The organism is Sulfurivermis sp., assembly GCF_059410345.1.
The window spans coordinates 241,542-261,539 of sequence record NZ_JBLJDO010000001.1 but is presented as its reverse complement, the minus strand read 5'-3'; the positions used below and the strand labels follow the sequence as shown (position 1 = coordinate 261,539).

Below are 19,998 nucleotides of genomic sequence, written 5' to 3'. Positions count from 1 at the left end.
CCGAAATCCACGCTATCCGAAACACGAAACTCAAAACCGCATTGATGTCCCTCCGCACCATCCTCTTCGATCTCGACGGCACCCTGGCCGACACGGCGCCGGACCTGGCCTATGCCCTCAACCGCACGCTGGAGCACGCCGGGCGCGCGCCGCTGCCGTACGATATCGTTCGCCCGGTGGTCTCCCACGGTGGCACCGCACTGTTGCAGTTGGGCTTCGGCACGGACCTGCCTGCAGAAGAGTTCGATCGCCTGCGCGACCACTTCCTCGACATCTACCGCAACAACATCACCCGTGGCACACGCCTGTTTCCCGGCACGGCAGAACTGCTGGATGCCATCGAGGGACGTGGCCTCAACTGGGGCGTGGTGACCAACAAGCCAGCCTGGCTTACCGACCCGCTGATGGCCGAATTGGGCTTGAGTCAGCGCGCGGCCACCATCATCAGCGGCGACACCCTGCCGGAACGCAAGCCGCACCCCGCCCCCATGCTGCTCGCCTGCCGCGAGGCCGGCAGCGAAGCCGCTGAATGCCTGTATCTCGGCGATGCGGAGCGCGACATTGCCGCCGGGCGCAATGCCGGCATGCACACGCTGATCGCCCTCTACGGTTATATCGGGAGTACCGATCAGCCACACGACTGGGGAGCGGATGGGATGATCGAGGCGCCGCTGGACTTACTGCGCTGGGTCGCTGATACGGTGTAGATGGCAGCAATGCCGTTATACTAAGCGGCATCCCCTATCCTGGAACACGCCACACCGTGACCGATACCTATCTGATACTGCTGATACTGGCGACGGCCCTGGCAGCACTGATCAGTGCCATTGTGACCTTCCTGACCCTCAACCGCCGCGCCGTACTGTTGCGCGAGGAAAATGCCCGCCTGCAGGCTGAGCTGGATGCGGAGCGCCGCGCCGCCATTGAAAAGAGCGTGGCGCTGGAACAGGTGCGGGAAAATCTGGCCGGCACCTTCAGCACCATGGCGAGTGAAGCGCTCAAGCACAACAGCGGCGAATTCCTGCGCCTGGCCCAGGAAAACCTCAAACAGTTCCATATCCAGGCCCAGGGCGAACTGGCACAACGGGAAAAGGCGGTGGAAAACCTGGTTCGGCCGATCCGCGAGGCGCTGGAAAAAACCGAAAAGCAGATCCAGGAGGTAGAGAAATCCCGTGCCGAAGCCTACGGCTCGCTGACCAAACACCTGGAGTCCATGGCCGAGGCGCACCGTTCGTTACAGGGCGAAACGCGCAACCTGGTGCAGGCGCTGCGCCGCCCCGAGGTACGCGGCCAATGGGGCGAAATGACTCTCAAGCGCCTGGCCGAGCTGGCCGGCATGGTGGAACACTGCGACTTCTTCGAACAGGAGCAGGTACGCACCGAGGAAGGCAACCTGCGCCCGGACATGATTGTGCGCATGCCCGACGGCCGCGACATCATCGTCGACGCCAAAACGCCGCTGGACGCCTACCTCTCCGCGATTGAAGCGGGCGACGACGAAACACGGCGCCGCGAACTGGAGCGCCACGCCCGCAAGGTGCGCGAGCGCGTGCGCGAACTGTCGGCCAAGGCTTACTGGCAGCAGTTCAAGAACACGCCGGACTTCGTGGTGCTGTTCATTCCCGGCGAGCAGTTTCTCTCCGCCGCCCTGGAACTGGATCGCAGGCTGCTGGAGGATGCCTTGGCCGACAAAGTCATCCTGGCCACCCCCACCAGCTTCGTTGCCTTGTTGCGCGCGGTGGGTTACGGCTGGCGCCAGCAGGCGCTGGCGGAAAATGCCGAAAAAATCCGCACCCTGGGCGAGGAGTTGTACGGCCGTGTCGCCACCTTTACCGAACACCTGGGCCGACTTGGCAAGAGTCTAGAAAGCAGCGTCAGCCACTTCAACAAGACCGTGGGCACCTTCGACGCCCGCGTGCTACCCAGCGTGCGACGCTTTACGGAAATGGGTATCAGCGCCAAGAAGGAGTTGAGCGACGTGGCGCAAATCGAAGTGGCGGCCAGGGACGTGGCCGCCGGCGAGGATGAGAAAGCCTAGTCGAGCTTCTTCTTGATGGCTTCCTTCGATTCCCGATAGATATCCTTGGCCGTATCCGCCGCCTTGTCGCGGAGGCTCTTCTCCTCGAAGGGATTACTGAGCAGCGGCTTGTCGCGCGCAATATTGATGCCAAACCACACACCGGCCAACAGCACGATGATGATCAGAAACAGCAGCTTCTTCATGGCCCTACTCCATTCTCCGACATTAAATGTCTGCTGACGTTACCGCGCCGTGCACCTTGCCGCAAGCCTACGCCTACTGCGAACAGATGGCGCGGTCCCACTACGAAAATTTTCCCGTTGCCTCACGCCTGCTGCCAGCCCGCCTGCGCCGTCCCATCGCCGTCATCTACGCCTTCGCCCGCAGCGCCGATGACTTTGCCGACGAAGGCGACCTGCCGGCTGCGCAGCGCCTGGCCCGGCTCGATGCCTACAGGAGCGAACTGGACGCCCTGGCCCGCAGCGAGAACGGCACCCATCCCATCTTCATCGCCCTGGCCGATGTCATCGCCCGACATGACCTGCCATTGCCGCTGTTTCACGACCTGCTTTCCGCCTTCCGCCAGGATGTCACGCAGGGGACGTATGCCGATTTCGATGCCGTTCTTGATTACTGCCGGCGTTCCGCCAATCCGGTAGGCCGCCTGCTATTGCATCTGAACGGCGCCGCCAGTGTGGAAAACCTGGCCCTGTCGGATCACGTATGCAGCTCCCTGCAATTGATCAACTTCTATCAGGATCTGACCCAGGACTATGACGAAATGGGTCGTATCTATATTCCGCAGGACGAAATGCGACAGTACGGCGTCCGCTCGGATCATTTCCGTGACCGCCGTAACGACGCCGCACTGCGGGAGCTGCTGCGGCTGCAATACCGCCGCAGCCGGGAAATGATGTATGCCGGCATGCCCCTGGGCCGGCACCTGCGCGGCCGCTTCGGCTGGGAGATACGCCTCATCATCGCCGGTGGCCTGCGCATCCTGGAGCGGCTGGAAGCCAACCTGGATATGGCACCATTCTCCCGCCCGCGCCTGCGGCGACGTGACTGGCCTGTGATACTGTGGCGCAGTCTATTCGCCGCAGGACGTAAGACGTAAGGCGTTAGACAGAAGCCAACTCGAAACTGAACCGTATGACGCCCGAACAATATTGTGAGAAAAAGGCCGCCCGCAGCGGCTCGAGTTTCTACTACAGCTTTCTGTTCCTGCCGACGGAGCAGCGCCGCGCCATCATGGCGCTGTATGCATTCTGCCGCGAAGTGGACGATGTGGTAGACGAGTGCAGCGATACCGTAGTGGCCGAGGCCAAGCTGAACGGGTGGCGGGAAGAGATTGCCCGCCTCTACGCCGGCGAACCGCAACATCCGGTGACGCAGGCGTTGCAGCCGGCCGTTGCCCGCTACAGCCTGCCGCAGGAACAATTGCAGGAAATCATCGACGGTATGGCCATGGACCTGACGCAGACGCGCTACGCGTCATTCAAGGAGTTGTCGCTCTACTGCTACCGCGTCGCCGGCGTGGTGGGACTGATGGCTGCCGCCATCTTCGGCTATGAGGATCGCCGTACGCTGAAATACGCCCATGACCTCGGCATGGCCTTTCAGCTCACCAATATCCTGCGTGACGTCGGTGAGGACGCCGCCCGTGGCCGCATCTATCTGCCGACCGACGAGCTGGCACGCTTCGGCGTCAGCGAGGACGACATCATGGCGCGGCGCATGACCGGCGGCATGCGTGCCCTGCTGCAATTCCAGGCCGAGCGCGCCCATAGCTACTACGATAAGGCCTTCGCCCACCTGCCGAGCAAGGATCGCTACCGCCAGCGCAGCGGGCTGATCATGGCCGCCATTTATCTCTCCACCCTAGACGCCATCGCTCAACAGGGTTATCCGGTACTGCACCAGCGCGTGCGGCTGCCGGCTTGGCGCAAGCTGTGGATCGCCTGGCGCACGGCGCGCGGCGAGTCGCGGCGACACCACAAGAAATAATGAAACCGGTTATCGTGGTGGGCGGCGGCTGGGCGGGGCTTGCCGCGGCCGTTGAACTGAGCGCCGCCGGCATCCCGGTGCAGGTGCTGGAATCGGCACCGCAACTGGGCGGCCGTGCCCGTTCCGTGCCGCTGGATGCTCAGACCGTCGACAACGGGCAACACCTGCTCATCGGCGCCTATCACGAGACACTGCGTCTGTTGCAGCAGGTCGGCGTCAACACCACGACGGCACTGTTGCGCGAGCCCCTGCGGCTGACCGTGCAACGAGACCATGTGCGGTTGCAACTCGCCGCACCACCACTGCCCGCGCCGCTGCACCTGGCATGGGCATTGTTGCGCGCCGCCGGTCTGCACGCGGGGGAACGACACGCCGCACTGGCCTTTTGCCTGCATGCCTGGCACCAGAAATTTCACGTCACACCGGATATCAGCGTCGCCCAACTGTTGGCGGGACAACCGGCCAGCCTGGTACGCGCGCTATGGGAACCGCTGTGCCTCGCCACCCTCAATACTCCAATCCAGCAGGCCTCGGCCCAGGTGTTTTTGCGCGTGCTGCGCGATGCCTTTACACAACGGCGGCACGATGCCGATCTGCTGCATCCGCGCCACGACCTCGCCCGGCTGTTGCCGCAACCGGCGCAGCGCTATATCGAGAACCATGGCGGCACCGTCACAACACGCTGCCGTGTAAGCGCCCTCCTATTGGATGGCACCGAACACACCGTTGCAGCACATGGCACCAGTTTGCCGGCCAGTCATATCATACTGGCCACGGCGCCCTGGCATGCGGCGCCCCTGCTCGCGGCGCATCCGCCCTTGCAGTCTCTGGCCCAGCAGTTGCTCACCCTGGGCAGTGCCCCCATCACGACCGTCTACCTGGCCTATCCGGCCGGCACCACGCTCGGCAGCGCCATGCTCGGCTTTGAACATGGGATGCCCCACTGGCTCATCGACCGTGGCATTGCCTGCGGCCAGCACGGCCTGATGGCTGCCGTGATCAGCGGCCCCGGCGCGCACATGGCCATGGCAGCGACGGAATTGGGGGAGCAGGTAGCCGCCGCGATCGCCCGACACTTTCCCCACTGGCCCGACCCGCAACAGATACATACGCTGCGGGAAAAGCGCGCTACCTTCCTGTGCGACGTGGGCAGCAACGCCCGCCGTCCCACCAACGCCACCCCTATGCCTGGCCTGTGGCTCGCCGGCGACTACACTGATACCGGCTACCCTGCCACTCTCGAAGGTGCCATGCGCAGTGGGGTACAATGCGCACGCCGCATCATCGCCATGCAAACCCGGTGATAACGTCCAAACAACGCGCCGAAAGGAACCACGATGCACAACTACAAACCCGTCCCCGACCTGCTCAAGGACCGCGTCATCCTGGTCACCGGCGCCGGCGACGGCATCGGCGCTGCTGCGGCCAAGTCCTTTGCCGCCCACGGTGCCACCGTGATTCTGCTCGGCCGCAGCACACGCAAGCTGGAAAAGGTGTACGACACCATCGAGCAGAGTGGCGCCCCGCAACCGGCACTGGTGCCGATGAACCTGGAAAAGGCCGTACCCGAGCAATACCTGGAACTGGCCGCCATGCTGGAGAAGGAGTTCGGCCGCCTCGATGGCCTGCTGCACAACGCAGCCCTGCTTGGCACCCTGACGCCGCTGGAGCAGTACGACATCAAGCAATGGGCGCAACTGATGCAGGTAAACCTGCACGCGCCCTATCTGCTGACCCGCGCCCTGCTGCCGCTGCTGAAGAACTCCAAGGATGCCTCGGTGCTGTTCACCAGCAGCGCGGTCGGCCGCAAGGGACGCGCCTACTGGGGCGCCTATGGCATCACCAAGGCGGCCTGCGAAAACATGATGGAGATCTGGGCCGACGAACTGGAGACCAACACCCCAATCCGCGTCAACAGCATCGATCCAGGTGCCGTGCGCACCTCCATGCGCGCCAAGGCCTACCCCGGCGAAGATCCCAACTCACTGCCGCGGCCGGAAGAAATTCTCTCCGTTTACCTCTACCTGATGGGGCCCGATAGCCGCGGCACCACCGGGCAGCGGACCAACGCGCAATAGAATCGCGGCAGGAGCCGAGTCCTCTCGGCGAACCGGCGCCCGGGTCAGGCACCGGTTGCGCCCAGCCCCTACGCCAGCATTACTCCATCAAATCCACCACCACGCCCTGCTCGCGCAGGTGGTCGGCACGCTCCTGAATATAGCGTTGCAGATTGGGTTGCTTGCGGTAGGCGCCGCTGGCGATGTACTCCATCACAGACTGCACATGGAAAGTGCGCAGATAAGCCTCACTGCGGAACACCTCGTTCCCCCGCTCATCGAAGAATACCAGTGAGGGTGTGTACTGGATATTCAGCTTCTTCGCCCAGTCCGCCGCCGTGGTGCGACTACCGTCCGGCGCCACCAGTGCTGTTTTGCTCCACATGTCGAGCTGTACCGCATCGAAGCGCTGCAACAACTCGCGCGACTCGGGCCGCACCATGATATCGCGATGGAATTCGGCACAGGCGTCACAGCCGGCCTGCTCGAACAGCACCAGCAGGGGACGCTGTGCAGCTATGCGATTGCGCGCCAGCCCATAGGGCGGTTTGAGGAACAGCGGATTGGCCTGCATCGGTGCGGCCGCTCGGCTGCCTGCGCGTTGGGCGGCGTAATCGCGGAAGGCCAAACCATCGTTCTCACGCCGCGCTCCGTAGTCCAGAGCAATCTCGAACCGGTCCGGGGCGTAGTAGCCGTTCAGCCGTAGCAAGGGCATACCCTTGTCATCGAGAAACACCATGGTCGGTGTGTACATCACCTTGAGTTGCTCGGCAAATTCCTTTTCCGTCATCACCGCACCGTCCACGGCGGTGACCTCCCGGTCGCCCCACATATTGATGGCGATGACGTCGTACAGACGCTGCGTCTTGGCGGCACCCGCTGCCGTACCGAAGTTGTCGTCCAGCAGCTTTTTGCAGTAGGGGCAACCGTCCTGATAGAAATAGAGCAACACGCGCTTGCCGGCCGCCCTGGCCTCGGCGACGTCATCGGCCAGTTCCATGAAGGAGTTTTTGAACCACGCCGGTTTGTCGTGGTAGCCGGGATTTACCCCGCCCTCGAGCACATTGCCGTCACCGGGCGTCGCCGCCACCGCACTCCCCAGCCAGGTGAACCCCAGCAGCCATATCCCCAGAGCCGTTCCACGCATCGCATCTCCTCCTCGTTATTTTGGTGTTGTACCGCTTTTTTGACTTGACGCCGGCGGACGGGTTCAGCGCCCGCCGAACCCTGCCCTGGCGGCAAAAAATCGCCGCCGCAACGCGCCGGATATTTGACTAGCACTCACAACACAATATGTATTTAATTGTTTTTATTATGTTTTACAAGTTTGGCACAGAAATCGCTAAGACAGAGCCAAGAACACCTGCTTCCGCACAAGGAACAAAATCATGGCACTGCACGGCTCGCTCAACACTGACAGCAAACCGACCCTGGCCCCGGTGGTCAGCCTGGCGCGCGGCGTCGAGGCACCGGATACCCTGCGCCTCACCACGGCGCTGCAAACCACCCTCGACCTAGAACAGTTGCTGCGCATCTTCTCCGACACGGTACAGGAAACCATCTCCCATCAGGGACTGACCTACCGTAACGACGAGCGCCGCTTCGTCGTCGCCGTCGGCCACACCGGCCGCCATCATTGCAGCTACCGCCTCAACCTGCTCGGCACTGAGCTGGGTGAGGTCGCCATCAGCCGCAACAAGCGCTTCTCGGAACAGGACCTGGCACAGATCGAATACCTGCTCTGCACCCTGGTCTATCCGCTGCGCAACGCCCTGCACTACCGCGACGCCATTGCCGCCGCCCACCGTGACCCGCTGACCGGTATCGGCAACCGTGCCGCCCTGGAAAACAGCCTGGCGCGCGAGGTTTCCCTGGCCCAACGCCATCAGCAGCCGCTGGCGCTGATGGTCATCGACATCGATTGGTTCAAGAAGGTCAATGATCGTCACGGCCATGCCATTGGTGATGCCGTGCTGCGCTCGGTAGCCCGCGTCATAGCTGCAGAGTTGCGCGGGGATGACCTGTTATTCCGTTTCGGCGGCGAAGAATTCGTCGTATTGCTGCGCGGTACACGGCCGGAAGGCGCCCGGGTTGTCGCAGAGCGTATCCGTAGCACCGTGGAATCCGCCACCTGCGCCTGCGAAGGCAAGGACATCCAGGTCACCGTCAGTATCGGCATCGCCAGTTTGGGCGATGAGAACGGTGACCATCTGTTCGACCGCGCCGACCATGCCCTCTATGAGGCCAAGCAGCAGGGCCGCAACCGCGTGGTCGCAGCAGAGTAATCAGTAATCCACCCGATCGGCCTTCGCCGCCCAGGCGGCGAAGGCATCCCCCGCCTCCTCCGGCAACAGCCGGAGCAACGGCAGCCGCCGCCGTTCCGGCAACAGGCAGACCTCCTGATAGATGATCGCATCGTCGAAACCGGCGGCCGCGGCATCGTCGCGCGTGGCGGCATAATAGATGCGCTCCAGCCGCGCCCAATAGGCCGCTGCGAGGCACATCGGACACGGCTCGCAGTTCACGTACAACTCGCACCCCTCCAGGCTGAAACTGCCCAGGGTACGGCAGGCGGCACGGATCGCCACCACTTCCGCATGGGCGGTGGGGTCATTGTCCGGGGTCACCCGATTGTTGCCACGGCCGATGACGACACCATTGCGCACCACCACGGCCCCGAACGGGCCGCCGCCGTCGCGCACCGACTGCGCCGCCAGGGCCAGGGCCTCGCGCATGAAGTGTTGCTGTTGTTCCGCCTCGCTCATCGCCACACCTCATTCCGCCGGATAGGGACAACGCCGCCGCAGGCAGCAGGCTGCACACAGGGGTTTGCTGCGGCACACCTGTTTGGCATGGGCCACGATCAGGGCATGGTACTCATTGAACAACGCAACCTTGCCCGCGCTGCGCCCCAATCCCTGCTCGAAATAATGCCGCAATTCCTCGTAGCTTTCCTCCCCCGTCACCAGTTGCAAACGGGAAAACAGCCGCCGGGTGTAGGCGTCGATGACGAACACCGGGCGCTCAAAGGCATACAGCAGGATGTCGTCGGCGGTTTCCGGGCCGATGCCGTTCACACCGAGCAAGGCCTTGCGCAGGGTAGGTGTATCCCGTTTGCGCAGTGGCGCCAGACCGCCGGCGGCCAGATACCAGGCACAGAAATTCTTCAGCCGGCGCGCCTTGATGTTGAAGTAACCGGAGGGTTTGAGCCATACCGCCAGGGTGGCGGCATGGGTATGGAGGATGGCGGCGGGATCGAGGGCCTGGTGGGCCTTGAGATTGTCGATGGCCTTTTCGACGTTGCTCCAGGCGGTATTCTGAGTCAGCACCGCACCGACCATCACCTCAAACGGGGTATCGCCAGGCCACCAGTGCTGCGGCCCGTAGGTGCGGTACAGCGCGGCATAGACCTGGCGCAGCGTCATCCGCGCCGTTTGGGAGCAGCCGGTTTGCGACGGGCCGGGGCACGGCGCGTCCCCGGCTCAGTCTCAGTACCGCGACTGCGCGGCGATGGACGCTCCTCGCTCTCCACATGCGGCTTGCGGCCAGCCGGGCGCCGGCCCGACTCGGATCCTGGTTCCGCACGCGGTTTGCGCGCCGCCGGGCGGCCACGGCCCGGACGCTCCTCACTCTCGCCACGCCCCTTGCGCACAGTCGCCGGCGGATGCGGCGAGGTGGTCCACTCATCCACCTCGGCACGCGGCTTGCGCGCAACCGGTCGCTCGGTGCCTGCACTACGGCCCTGACGCGATGCCTTGCGGGCCGCAGCGGCGGCCACTGTTTGTTTCAGCGCCGCGGTCTTGCTCGGCGGCTTGGCCAGACCGACCAGGGCCAGCAACGCCTGCAAGGCCTCGCCCTCCAGTTCTTCATAACGGCCGGGCCGCAGGCGACGCCCCAGTTGCACCGGGCCATAACGCACGCGAATCAGACGGCTGACAGTGACCCCCTGGCTTTCCCACAGGCGGCGCACCTCGCGGTTGCGGCCCTCGTGCAAGGTGACGTGATACCAGTGATTGGCGCCATCGCCACCGGCGTCATACAGATTGTCGAAATGCGCCGGGCCATCTTCCAGCATCACGCCATCGCGCAGCTTCTGGATCACCTCGGGACTGACCTCGCCGAACACGCGCACCGCATATTCGCGCTCGACGGTACTGGATGGATGCATCAGCCGGTTGGCCAGTTCACCGTCGGTGGTGAGCAGGATCACGCCGGTGGTATTGACGTCGAGACGCCCCACCGCCACCCAGCGGCCGTTGCGCACCGGCGGCATCTTCTCGAAGATGGTGGGACGCTTCTCCGGATCGGAGCGCGTACACACCTCGCCCAACGGCTTGTGATACACCAGCACGCGCCGCTCCGGCCCCTGCATCGCCGCCTGGCCGATGATGTGGCCATCGACACGCACCACATCGCCCGGGCCGACCCGATCGCCCAGCGTCGCCACCTTGCCGTTGACCGAGACGCGACCGTCGCTGATCCATTGCTCCAGTTCGCGGCGCGAACCCAGGCCGACGCGCGCCAGCACCTTTTGCAGTTTTTCGTTCATCGCAGGATTCAGGCATCCGTAGGCTCGAAGGCGGGATCATAGGCCGGCACCGTTGCGCCTGCCGTAGCCTCCGTCTCTGTCCCTTCGCCGCCCGGTTCGCGCAGGTCCAACTCCTCATTGATCTTGTCGATATCCATCAGCTCGGCGAGCGGTGGCAATTCGTCCAGGCTCTTCAGGTTGAAGTAATTGAGGAAATGGCGCGTGGTGGCGAACATCGCCGGCCGGCCCGGCACGTCGCGGTGACCGACGATGCGGATCCAGTCGCGCTCCTGCAAGGTCTTGATGATGTTGCTGCTCACGGTAACGCCACGGATATCTTCGATCTCGGCGCGGGTGATGGGCTGACGATAGGCAATCAGGGCCAGTGTCTCCAGGGTGGCGCGGGTGTAACGCTGCGGCTTTTCCTCCCACAGGCGCGACACCCAGGGGGATACCTCCTGGCGCGCCTGAAAGCGGAAACCGCTGGCCACCTCCTTCAGCTCGACACCGCGGCCGGCGTAATCCTGCTGCAATTGCAGCAGAACCTGGTGCAGCGTATCGCGCGAGGGCTGCTGCTCCTCGTCGAACAGGGTCTGCAGGCGCTCGGCATTGAGCGGCTCGCTGGCGGCAAACAGCGCCGCCTCGATGATGTTGCGCAATTGTTCCGGGTTCATCGTGTCTATCCTGACTGTTTAGGAAGGTCTGAGAAGTCCATCCTGGATTTCTCAGACCACGCGAATCGAAAAGTATGATTTTCGATTCGCTTCATTTTCCAACGACTTATCGTCTTTGAAAAATGGCAACACATCCCTGTGCCGCGGAAGCTCTGAACTGATTCAGAGCTTCCTTTACTGTTCGCTCGCCGCCACGACCTTGACGTGGATCGGGCCGAAGGGTTCGGTCTGGATCAGTTCCACCAGCGACTGCTTGATCAGCTCGAGGATCGCCAGCAACGTGACCACCACGCCGCGCTTGCCTTCATCGATGCGGAACAGGGTAGTGAATTCAGTAAAGTGATTGGTGCTCAGTGCGTCCAACACCTGCGACATGCGTTCGCGCACCGACAGCGGCTCCCGGCTGACATGGTGATGGGCAAACATCTCGGCGCGCTTCATCACATCGGCGATGGCCAGCAGCAACTCCTTCAGGTCCACATCGGGGTGGGTACGCGCCACCTCGCGGTGCGGCACCTCCACCAGCACCGGGAAGGTGTCGCGATCGACGCGCGGCAGCTCGTCGATGTCCTCGGCAGCCTTCTTGTAGCGTTCGTACTCTTGCAAACGGCGCACCAGTTCGGCACGCGGGTCTTCCTCATCCTCAGCGGCACCGGCCGGCCGCGGCAGCAGCATGCGCGACTTGATCTCCGCCAGCATGGCGGCCATCACCAGATATTCCGCCGCCAGTTCCAGGTTCACCGACTTCATCAGCTCCACGTATTCGATGTATTGGAGAGTGATCTCGGCGATGGGAATGTCGAGGATGTCCAGGTTCTGCCGACGGATCAGGTACAGCAGCAGATCGAGCGGCCCCTCGAAGGCCTCGAGGAACACCTCCAACGCCTGCGGCGGGATGTAGAGGTCTTTGGGCAGCTCGGTGATGGGCGAGCCTTGCACGATGGCAAAAGGCATCTCCTCCTGCCGCGGACTCTCCGTCTTGGCCGCTTCGACTGTTTCGGTTTCGCTCACATCGCGTCCCTTAGCGGTAACTGAGGCCCATGGCCTGGCGCACTTCGTCCAGTGTGGCGCGCGCCACACTGCGCGCCGCCTCGCTGCCTTCGGCCAGGATGTTACGCACCCGATCCGGGTCATTGCCGAACTCGGCAATGCGCGCCTGGATCGGGCGCAATTCATTCAGCACGGCATCCACCACCGGCTGCTTGCAGTCCAGGCAACCGATACCGGCACTGGTGCACCCCTCCACCACCCAGCTCTTCACCGCGTCGTCAGAATAGACCTGGTGCAGCTGCCACACCGGACACTTGTTGGGATCACCGGCATCAGTGCGGCGTACACGCGCCGGGTCAGTGGGCATGGTGCGCAGCTTCTGCTCCACCTGCTTGGGATCGTCGCGCAAGGCGATGGTGTTGTTGTAGGACTTGGACATCTTCTGCCCGTCCAGGCCCGGCATCTTGGAGGCCGGCGTGAGCAGCGCCTGCGGCTCGGGCAGGATGGTGCGGCCGGCGCCGTCCAGATAGCCGAACAGACGCTCGCGATCGGCCAGGGTGATGTTCTGCTGTGACTCCAGCAGGGCGCGGCCGGTGGCCAGGGCCTCCGTGTCACCCTGTTCAGTGTAGCGCTTGCGCAGATCGTGATAGAGCTTGGCGTTCTTCTTGCCCATCTTCTTCGCCGCCGCCTCGGCCTTGGCCTCGAAGTCTGGCTCACGACCGTAGATGTGGTTGAAGCGACGTGCCACCTCGCGGGTGATCTCCACGTGGGCCACCTGGTCCTCCCCCACCGGCACCAGGCCGGCGCGGTAGATCAGGATGTCGGCGCTCTGCAGCAGCGGATAGCCGAGGAAGCCGTAGGTGGCGAGGTCCTTTTCCTTCAATTTTTCCTGCTGGTCCTTGTAGGTCGGCACGCGCTCCAGCCAGCCCAGCGGGGTGATCATCGACAACAGCAGATGCAGTTCGGCGTGCTCCGGCACGCGCGACTGGATGAAGATCTTGGCCGAGCCGGGATTGACGCCGGCGGCGAGCCAGTCCACCGCCATCTCCCACACGCTGGCATTGATGCCTGAGGTGTCCTCGTAGGAGGTGGTGAGGGCGTGCCAGTCGGCGACGAAGAAGAAGCAGTCGTATTCGTGCTGCAACTTGATCCAGTTCTTCAGCACCCCGTGGTAATGGCCCAGGTGGAGCCGGCCGGTGGGGCGCATGCCGGACAGGACGCGCTGGTGGGAAGAGACGACGGAATTCAACTGAAACTCCCTAGAGGTTCATCAATACGGAAAGCAAGCCTATATAAAGCTCGCCGGACAGGCCAGAGACCCCGGACATGGCCCACAGCATCAGCTCGATGGCCGGCCACAGGATCTTGCCCAGCAGGCCGGTGAACAGCAGCGCCAACAGGATGGGAAAACCGTAGGGTTCGATGCGCGACACGCGCCAGGACAGCGGTCCCGGCAACAGTCCCACCAGCACCCGGCCGCCGTCCAGCGGCGGCAGCGGCAGCAGGTTCAGCACCAGCAGGATGGTGTTGATGAAGATGCCGGCCACGCCGGTGTACACCAGATACAGCCCCGCCCCCGCACCCAGCTCCAGGCCGAGGCGGATCACCAGCGCCCAGAACAGGGCCATCACCAAGTTGGACAGCGGCCCGGCGACGGCCACCAGGGCCATGTCGCGCTTGGGATGGCGCAGGTTTTCGTAGGTGATGGGCACCGGCTTGGCCCAGCCGAACAGAAAACCGCCCAGCATCAGCAGCAGCCCCGGCACCAGCACCGTGCCCAGCGGGTCGATGTGCTTGATCGGATTGAGGCTGAGGCGGCCCAGCATCATGGCCGTGGGGTCGCCCAGGCGCAGCGCCATCCAGCCGTGGGCGGTTTCGTGCACGGTAATGGCAAACAGCACCGGCAGGGCCCAGACCACCACCCGTTGCAGAAGATTCAATTCGTCCATCGGCGGAGTATACCTTGATCCCCGGGGCAGCCTCAGCCTTCGATGCGGCTGGCGTCGCCCTTGCCCTGGCGCACCACCACCGGCACGCCATCCACCAGGTCGATGACCGTAGTGGGCTCCAGGTCACCGTAGCCGCCGTCGATGATCAGGTCCACCTGGCGCTCCAACTGGCCACGGAACTCATAGGGGTCGTTCTGCGGCAGCTCATCCCCGGGCAGGATCAGGGTGGTGCTCATCAAGGGCTCACCCAGTTCGGCCAGCAGGGCCTGGGCGATGGCGTTGTCCGGCACGCGGATGCCGATGGTCTTGCGCTTGGGGTGCTGCAGGCGGCGCGGCACCTCGCGCGTGGCGTCCAGAATGAAGGTGTAAGGCCCCGGCGTCAGCAGCTTGAGCAGGCGGTAGGTGCTGTTGTCCACCTTGGCATAGGTGGCGATCTCCGACAGGTCGCGGCACACCAGGGTGAAGTTGTGGCGCTCGTCCAGGCGGCGGATCTGGCGGATACGCTCGAGGGCATCCTTGTCACCGATGAGGCAACCCAGGGCGTACCCGGAGTCGGTGGGATAGACAATGACGGCTCCGCCGCGCAGCAGGTCCACCGCCTGGCGGATCAGGCGCGGCTGGGGGGTTTCGGCGTGGATTTGGAAAAACTGGCTCATGGCGAATTCGGCAATGACTCAGGCGGCGCCGCGCGTCGCGTCCCAGCGCTGCCACACCGGCGTCAGCCCCTCAGGCAGGGGCGACAGGCGGCCCAGTTCCACCCAAGGGTTTTCCGGACCGTGGAAATCGGAGCCGGCGGAGGCCAGCAGACCCAGGGCACGGGCATGGCGCGCCATGGCGAGCACGTCGTCCGGGGTGTGGCTGCCGGAGATCACCTCCATCGCCTCGCCGCCGCACTCCATGAACTCGCCCAGCAGACGGCGCAGCTTGGCGGAGGTGAGTTCATAGCGCGCCGGATGGGCCATCACCGCCACCCCGCCGGCGGCACGAATCCAGCCCACCGCCTCCTCCAGCGCCGCCCATTGCCCCGGCACATGGCCCGGCTTGTTGCGCTTGAGATAGTGTTTGAAGATGTCGCGCACGTCCTTGCCGCAGCCGCGGCTGACCAGGTAATGGGCGAAATGGGTACGGCTGATGATGCGGCCACGGCTGAGGGCCGCCGCGCCCTCATAGGCGCCATCGATGCCGCGCGCGGCCAGGCGCCGCCCCATCTCCTCGGCGCGCCAGCCGCGGAACTCGCGCAGCCGCGCCAGTCCGGCCTGCAGTTCCGGCGCCTCGGCATCGATGGCCAGACCGACGATGTGCACCGTCATCCCCTGCCAGGTCACCGACACCTCCACCCCCGGCAGCAGTTCGATGCCGCAGGTCGCTGCCGCGGCCTGGGCCTCGGCACAACCGGCGGTATCGTCATGATCGGTCAGGGCAAGCACGCCCACCCCGGCGGCGACGGCGCGCTGCACCAGTTCGGTCGGGCTCAGGGTACCGTCGGAAACCCAGCTGTGGCTGTGGAGGTCGTGGCAGGACATAGGGGCGCCATTCTACCCCAAGGCTCCGCCGGGATGTTGGTCATGCTTCTGCCCCGGCCGATGTGCTAAAGTGGGGCGCAATAGTCAGATACCCCGGTACTTGCCAGCCTTCATGAAACTGCTGTTCGATCTGTTCCCCGTCCTGCTGTTTTTCCTGGCCTACAAACTGCACGACATCTACGTGGCGACCGCCGTGGCCATCGTCGCCTCATTTGTCCAGGTCGGCTGGTTCTGGTGGCGCCAGCGCCGCTTCGAGACCATGCACCTGGTGACCCTCGGCCTCATCGCCGTGCTGGGCGGGGCCACACTATGGCTGCACAACGAAGATTTCATCAAGTGGAAGCCCTCGGTAGTCAACTGGCTGTTCGGCGCCGCCTTCCTCGGCAGCCAGTTCATCGGCCGCAAGACCCTGGTGGAACGCATGATGGGCGCCGCCATCACCTTGCCCGCCGCCATCTGGCAACGCCTCAATCTGGCCTGGGCCGCCTTTTTTCTCGCCCTTGGCGCCGCCAATCTGTACGTGGTGTATCACTTCGACACCGACACCTGGGTCAACTTCAAGCTGTTCGGCATGATGGGCCTGACCCTGGCCTTCATGGTGGCGCAGGCCTTCTATCTGGCGCGCCACGTCAAGACGGAACCGAACGGACAGGGTAACGACTAATGTTCTACGCCATCCTCAGCAAGGACGTGGCCGACAGCCTGCCGCGTCGCCAGAAAGCACGCCCCGATCATCTCAAGCGTCTGGAACAGCTCAAGGCCGAGGGCCGCCTGTTGCTGGCTGGCCCGCACCCGGCCATCGACAGTGCAGACCCCGGCCCGGCCGGCTTCAGCGGCAGCCTGGTGGTGGCGGAGTTTCCCACGCTGGAGGCGGCGCAGGCCTGGGCCGATGCCGACCCCTATGTGGCCGCCGGGGTGTATGCGGAGGTCAGCGTGAAACCCTTCAGAAAGGTATTGCCATGAACCGCGTGGATGCGATCCGTGAACGTCTCATCGCCAGCCTGGCGCCGCAGGCGCTGGAGATCATCGACGACAGCCAGAAGCATGCCGGCCATGCCAGCGCGGGCGGCGGCGGCCATTTCCGCGTCCACATCGTCGCCGAGGCCTTCCGTGGTCAGGGCACCGTGCAGCGTCACCGCATGGTCTATGCCGCCCTGGCCGAACTGATGCAGCAAAACGAAGTGCATGCCCTCAGCATCGAGGCACGCACCCCTGATGAAACCTGACCTAAGGAACCCCCATGAAACTGCAATGGAAAATACTCACCGCCTCCGCCCTGTGCCTGGCGCTGGCCGTCCCCGTTTTCGCCGCCCCCACCGACGTGGTGGCCACGGTCAATGGCCGCACCATCCAGCAAAAGGATGTCGACGGTTACATCCGTGACTTCAACCTCAGCCCGGAACAGGCCCAGCGCCGCGACCTGATCATCAACGAGCTGGTGTCCCGCGAACTGGTATACCAGGACGCCCTCAAGCAGAAGCTGGACAAGCGCGCCGATGTGATCGCCGAGTTGGAGCAGGTACGGGTGAAGATTCTGCTCAACGCCGCGGTACGCGAGGCCATGAAGGCCAACCCGGTGAGCGAAGAGGAAATGAAAAAGGAATATCAGGCGCAGTTGCCCAAGATGCAGCAGCAGGAGTTCAAGGCACGCCACATCCTGGTGCAGACCGAGGCCGAGGCCAAGGCGCTGATCACCGCGCTGGATCGCGGCGCCGATTTCTCCACCCTGGCCAACGAAAAGTCCCTCGACTCCTCCGCCCAGGACGGCGGCGACCTGGGCTGGTTCCCCGCCGGCCAGATGGTGGAACCCTTTGCAGTGGCCGTCAGCGGCATGAAGAAGGGCAGCTACAGCAAGGCCCCGGTACAGACCCAGTTCGGCTGGCACATCATCGCCCTCGACGACACCCGCCAGGGCCAGGCCCCGGACTACGAGGCCATCAAGCCGCAGCTGCAGAACTTCCTGCAGCAGCGCCACATCGCGGCCTATCTGGACAAGCTGCGCAGCGGCGCCAAGGTCGAAATCAAGGCCAAGTAAGCGCCACAACACAGGGCGAGCGACAGCACCCTTCTGCTGTCGCTCGCCACTTCCCCTCCATGCGCCGTCCCCCTCATCGGCAGCGCCGCATAATGATAGTTGACCGTCCGCCTCGGGCGCACGGCTGACTAAGCATTTTCCATACCTGTCTCCGTGTGATTTCGCGCACATTGGTAGGCGCCTGGCTTACACTATCCGTAGACCCTTCCGTCCGAGGAGTACGGAGGGCACTTACTCAGCGCATAGTTCATGGAGAAAAAACAATGCTGAATAACTTACGCATCGGTACGCGTATACAACTGGGCTCGACTCTGGTGCTGGTTCTGGCCCTTGCCGTCATCATTCCTGTCGTCCTCGGCAAGATTAACGATCTCATCAGCGGCAACGAGCAGCGCTCACTCAGCCGTCATTATCAGACCATGATGAACCAGATCGCCGCCGAGGGCCGCCTGGCGGAAACTCTGGCCGTGCTGCTGGCCCAGGTACCCGACTTCCAGCAGGCCATGGCCAACGGTCAGCGCGAGCGGCTGGGTGAAATGCTGCTGCCGGCCTTTGCGGAGCTGAAGAAAAATTACGCCGTTGAACAAATGCAATACCACACCCCGCCGGCCACCGCGTACTTCCGCGTACACATGCCGGGCAAGTTTGGCGATGATCTGTCCTCGTTCCGCCACACCGTGGTGCAGACCAACCTGGAGCGCAAACCGGTGGCGGGTCTGGAGAGCGGCGTCGCCGGCCTCGGCATCCGCGGCGTCGTCCCGGTATTTCATAACGGCAAGCACATCGGCTCGGTAGAGACCGGCATGTCTTTCGGTAAACCGTTCTTCGATCAATTCAAGGCGACCTATAACGTCGACATCATCTTCCGCATCCGCCAGCCGGACGGCAGCTTCAAGGCCTTCGCCAGTACGCTAGACGAGAACGCCAAGCTGTTCGACGAGGGTGAGTTGCGACTGGCCTTCGACGGCAAGCCCCAGATCCGGCGTATAGCCCTGGGTGACAAGCCCATGTCCATCTATGCCAACACGGTGCTGGACTACTCCGGCAAACCCATCGGCGTGGTGGAACTGGCGGCCGATCGGAGCATCTTCGTCGCCGCCATCAACGATGCACGCAATACCACCCTGCTGATCGGTGCCATCGCCCTGGCCTTGGGCCTGTTGCTGTCCTGGCTGGTGGCGCGCACCATCACGCGCCCGCTGTGTGTCACCGTCGCCACCCTGCAGAGCATCGCCGAAGGCGAAGGTGATCTGACCCAACGCCTGGACGCCAGCGGCAAGGACGAGCTGGCCCGCCTGGCCGATGCCTTCAACCGCTTCACGGCCAAGATCCAGCAACTGGTGCAGCAGGTGGCGAACGCCACCGCACAGCTGCATGCGGGCGCCGACCGCATGAATGCGATCACCACCGAAACGGATCGCGGCATCAAGGAACAGCAGTCGGAAACCGATCAGGTGGCCACCGCCATCAACGAAATGGCTGCCACGGTGCAAGAGGTGGCGCGCAGCGCCACTGCTGCCGCGGAATCCGCCTCCACCGCCGACAAGCAGGCCGCCCAGGGCCAACAGGAGGTAGGCCAAACCATCCGCGCCATCAACACCCTGGCCGGTGAAGTGGAACAGGCCGCCAGTGCCATGCAGCAACTGGAAGCGGACAGCCGCAACATCGGTGCCGTGCTCGACGTCATCCGCGGCGTGGCCGAACAGACCAACCTGCTGGCCCTCAACGCTGCCATCGAAGCGGCACGCGCCGGTGAACAGGGCCGCGGCTTTGCCGTGGTGGCCGACGAGGTGCGCGTGCTGGCACAACGCACGCAGAAGTCGACTCAGGAGATCGAGTCGATGATCGGGCAGTTGCAGGAAGCGGCAGTCTCCACCGCCCGCACCATGGAAAAGGGCCGTGCTCGTGCGCAGGAGACGGTGAACCAGGCGCGCAGCGCTGGCGAGGCACTGGATGCCATTGCCGGTGCCGTCGGCGTGATCTCCGACATGAACACCCAAATCGCCAGCGCAGTAGAAGAACAGAGTGCGGTGGCCGAGGAGCTGAACAAGAACATCAGCAACATCAGCCGCATCGCCGAGATGTCGGCCGAAGGCTCACATCAGACAGCGGCTGCCTGCGGCGACATACGCCGGCTCGCCGACGAGTTGGGCGCACTGGTGGGAAGATTCAAGGTCTAGATGAACTCACAGGTGACAAGAAATGGACTTCTTGT

The 19,998-nt window shown here is 63.8% G+C and carries 23 protein-coding genes; 12 read left to right on the top strand and 11 right to left on the bottom strand.

Translation table 11 applies throughout. The features are described 5' to 3' along the window. The first annotated feature begins 44 nt into the window (after positions 1-44). Both gph and ACMV8A_RS01220 read left to right on the top strand, forming a co-directional pair. A complete protein-coding gene (gene gph, locus ACMV8A_RS01225) occupies positions 45-707 on the top strand; it encodes a phosphoglycolate phosphatase (protein WP_495323899.1) in 663 nt (220 codons plus the stop codon). Positions 708-763: 56 nt separating this feature from the next. Next, positions 764-2,038, top strand: a complete 1,275-nt coding sequence (locus ACMV8A_RS01220) for a DNA recombination protein RmuC (protein WP_495323898.1) — start codon at positions 764-766, stop codon at positions 2,036-2,038. On the opposite strand, the gene ACMV8A_RS01215 is transcribed toward ACMV8A_RS01220, so the two are convergent. After that, positions 2,035-2,223, bottom strand: a complete 189-nt coding sequence (locus ACMV8A_RS01215) for a hypothetical protein (RefSeq protein ID WP_495323897.1) — start codon at positions 2,221-2,223, stop codon at positions 2,035-2,037. The genes ACMV8A_RS01220 and ACMV8A_RS01215 overlap by 4 nt on opposite strands. Before the next feature lie 26 nt (positions 2,224-2,249). Here ACMV8A_RS01215 and hpnC point away from each other — a divergent pair, with 26 nt between their 5' ends. Genes hpnC through ACMV8A_RS01195 form a run of 4 tightly spaced genes read left to right on the top strand, consistent with a single transcriptional unit; the run spans position 2,250 to position 6,105 of the window. After that, positions 2,250-3,137, top strand: a complete 888-nt coding sequence (hpnC, locus tag ACMV8A_RS01210) for a squalene synthase HpnC (RefSeq protein ID WP_495323896.1) — start codon at positions 2,250-2,252, stop codon at positions 3,135-3,137. A gap of 35 nt (positions 3,138-3,172) precedes the next feature. Further along, entirely contained in the window at positions 3,173-4,027 is an 855-nt protein-coding gene (gene hpnD, locus ACMV8A_RS01205) for a presqualene diphosphate synthase HpnD (protein WP_495323895.1), read from the top strand. Then, positions 4,027-5,331, top strand: a complete 1,305-nt coding sequence (hpnE, locus tag ACMV8A_RS01200; RefSeq protein WP_495323894.1) for a hydroxysqualene dehydroxylase HpnE — start codon at positions 4,027-4,029, stop codon at positions 5,329-5,331. Before hpnD ends, hpnE begins: the two co-directional genes overlap by 1 nt. 33 nt (positions 5,332-5,364) lie before the next feature. Then, positions 5,365-6,105 (top strand): YciK family oxidoreductase, encoded by a 741-nt coding sequence (locus tag ACMV8A_RS01195; protein WP_495323893.1) that lies wholly within the window; start codon positions 5,365-5,367, stop codon positions 6,103-6,105. Positions 6,106-6,184: 79 nt separating this feature from the next. Here ACMV8A_RS01195 and ACMV8A_RS01190 read toward each other — a convergent pair whose 3' ends face one another. Beyond that, complete coding sequence (locus tag ACMV8A_RS01190) at positions 6,185-7,231, bottom strand: thioredoxin family protein (protein WP_495323892.1); 1,047 nt, start codon at positions 7,229-7,231, stop codon at positions 6,185-6,187. 241 nt (positions 7,232-7,472) lie between these two features. Between ACMV8A_RS01190 and ACMV8A_RS01185 the strand changes: the two genes are divergently transcribed. Then, positions 7,473-8,369 (top strand): GGDEF domain-containing protein, encoded by an 897-nt coding sequence (locus ACMV8A_RS01185; protein WP_495323891.1) that lies wholly within the window; start codon positions 7,473-7,475, stop codon positions 8,367-8,369. Here ACMV8A_RS01185 and ACMV8A_RS01180 read toward each other — a convergent pair whose 3' ends face one another. From ACMV8A_RS01180 to ACMV8A_RS01140, 9 genes are all read right to left on the bottom strand, one after another. Further along, positions 8,370-8,849 (bottom strand): nucleoside deaminase, encoded by a 480-nt coding sequence (locus ACMV8A_RS01180; RefSeq protein ID WP_495323890.1) that lies wholly within the window; start codon positions 8,847-8,849, stop codon positions 8,370-8,372. A 9-nt stretch (positions 8,850-8,858) separates the two neighbouring features. Continuing rightward, positions 8,859-9,509, bottom strand: coding sequence for an endonuclease III domain-containing protein (locus ACMV8A_RS01175; protein ID WP_495323889.1), 651 nt, complete (start codon positions 9,507-9,509; stop codon positions 8,859-8,861). Beyond that, positions 9,506-10,633: a 23S rRNA pseudouridine(2605) synthase RluB gene (rluB, locus tag ACMV8A_RS01170; protein ID WP_495323888.1), complete on the bottom strand. Its 1,128-nt coding sequence runs from the start codon at positions 10,631-10,633 to the stop codon at positions 9,506-9,508. Before rluB ends, ACMV8A_RS01175 begins: the two co-directional genes overlap by 4 nt. A gap of 8 nt (positions 10,634-10,641) precedes the next feature. Next, positions 10,642-11,286, bottom strand: a complete 645-nt coding sequence (scpB, locus tag ACMV8A_RS01165) for an SMC-Scp complex subunit ScpB (RefSeq protein ID WP_495323887.1) — start codon at positions 11,284-11,286, stop codon at positions 10,642-10,644. Positions 11,287-11,460: 174 nt separating this feature from the next. Next, positions 11,461-12,240: a segregation and condensation protein A gene (locus tag ACMV8A_RS01160; RefSeq protein ID WP_495323997.1), complete on the bottom strand. Its 780-nt coding sequence runs from the start codon at positions 12,238-12,240 to the stop codon at positions 11,461-11,463. Between the two features lie 67 nt (positions 12,241-12,307). Continuing rightward, positions 12,308-13,525 carry a tryptophan--tRNA ligase gene (locus tag ACMV8A_RS01155; protein ID WP_495323886.1) on the bottom strand — a complete coding sequence of 406 codons (1,218 nt, stop codon included), beginning with the start codon at positions 13,523-13,525 and terminating at the stop codon, positions 12,308-12,310. A gap of 10 nt (positions 13,526-13,535) precedes the next feature. Beyond that, entirely contained in the window at positions 13,536-14,225 is a 690-nt protein-coding gene (locus ACMV8A_RS01150) for a site-2 protease family protein (RefSeq protein ID WP_495323885.1), read from the bottom strand. 32 nt (positions 14,226-14,257) lie between these two features. Beyond that, positions 14,258-14,881, bottom strand: coding sequence for an L-threonylcarbamoyladenylate synthase (locus tag ACMV8A_RS01145; protein ID WP_495323884.1), 624 nt, complete (start codon positions 14,879-14,881; stop codon positions 14,258-14,260). A gap of 18 nt (positions 14,882-14,899) precedes the next feature. After that, complete coding sequence (locus ACMV8A_RS01140; protein ID WP_495323883.1) at positions 14,900-15,748, bottom strand: PHP domain-containing protein; 849 nt, start codon at positions 15,746-15,748, stop codon at positions 14,900-14,902. Positions 15,749-15,860: 112 nt separating this feature from the next. Here ACMV8A_RS01140 and ACMV8A_RS01135 point away from each other — a divergent pair, with 112 nt between their 5' ends. The 5 genes from ACMV8A_RS01135 to ACMV8A_RS01115 all read left to right on the top strand — a co-directional run bounded on the left by ACMV8A_RS01135 (position 15,861) and on the right by ACMV8A_RS01115 (position 19,963). Continuing rightward, positions 15,861-16,412 carry a septation protein A gene (locus ACMV8A_RS01135; RefSeq protein ID WP_495323882.1) on the top strand — a complete coding sequence of 184 codons (552 nt, stop codon included), beginning with the start codon at positions 15,861-15,863 and terminating at the stop codon, positions 16,410-16,412. Next, positions 16,412-16,711 (top strand): YciI family protein, encoded by a 300-nt coding sequence (locus ACMV8A_RS01130; RefSeq protein WP_495323881.1) that lies wholly within the window; start codon positions 16,412-16,414, stop codon positions 16,709-16,711. The genes ACMV8A_RS01135 and ACMV8A_RS01130 overlap by 1 nt, the downstream gene beginning before the upstream one ends. Further along, positions 16,708-16,974 (top strand): BolA family protein, encoded by a 267-nt coding sequence (locus ACMV8A_RS01125; protein WP_495323880.1) that lies wholly within the window; start codon positions 16,708-16,710, stop codon positions 16,972-16,974. Before ACMV8A_RS01130 ends, ACMV8A_RS01125 begins: the two co-directional genes overlap by 4 nt. A gap of 14 nt (positions 16,975-16,988) precedes the next feature. After that, positions 16,989-17,783 carry a peptidylprolyl isomerase gene (locus ACMV8A_RS01120; protein ID WP_495323879.1) on the top strand — a complete coding sequence of 265 codons (795 nt, stop codon included), beginning with the start codon at positions 16,989-16,991 and terminating at the stop codon, positions 17,781-17,783. Between the two features lie 263 nt (positions 17,784-18,046). Next, entirely contained in the window at positions 18,047-19,963 is a 1,917-nt protein-coding gene (locus tag ACMV8A_RS01115; protein WP_495323878.1) for a methyl-accepting chemotaxis protein, read from the top strand. Positions 19,964-19,998: the final 35 nt, after the last annotated feature.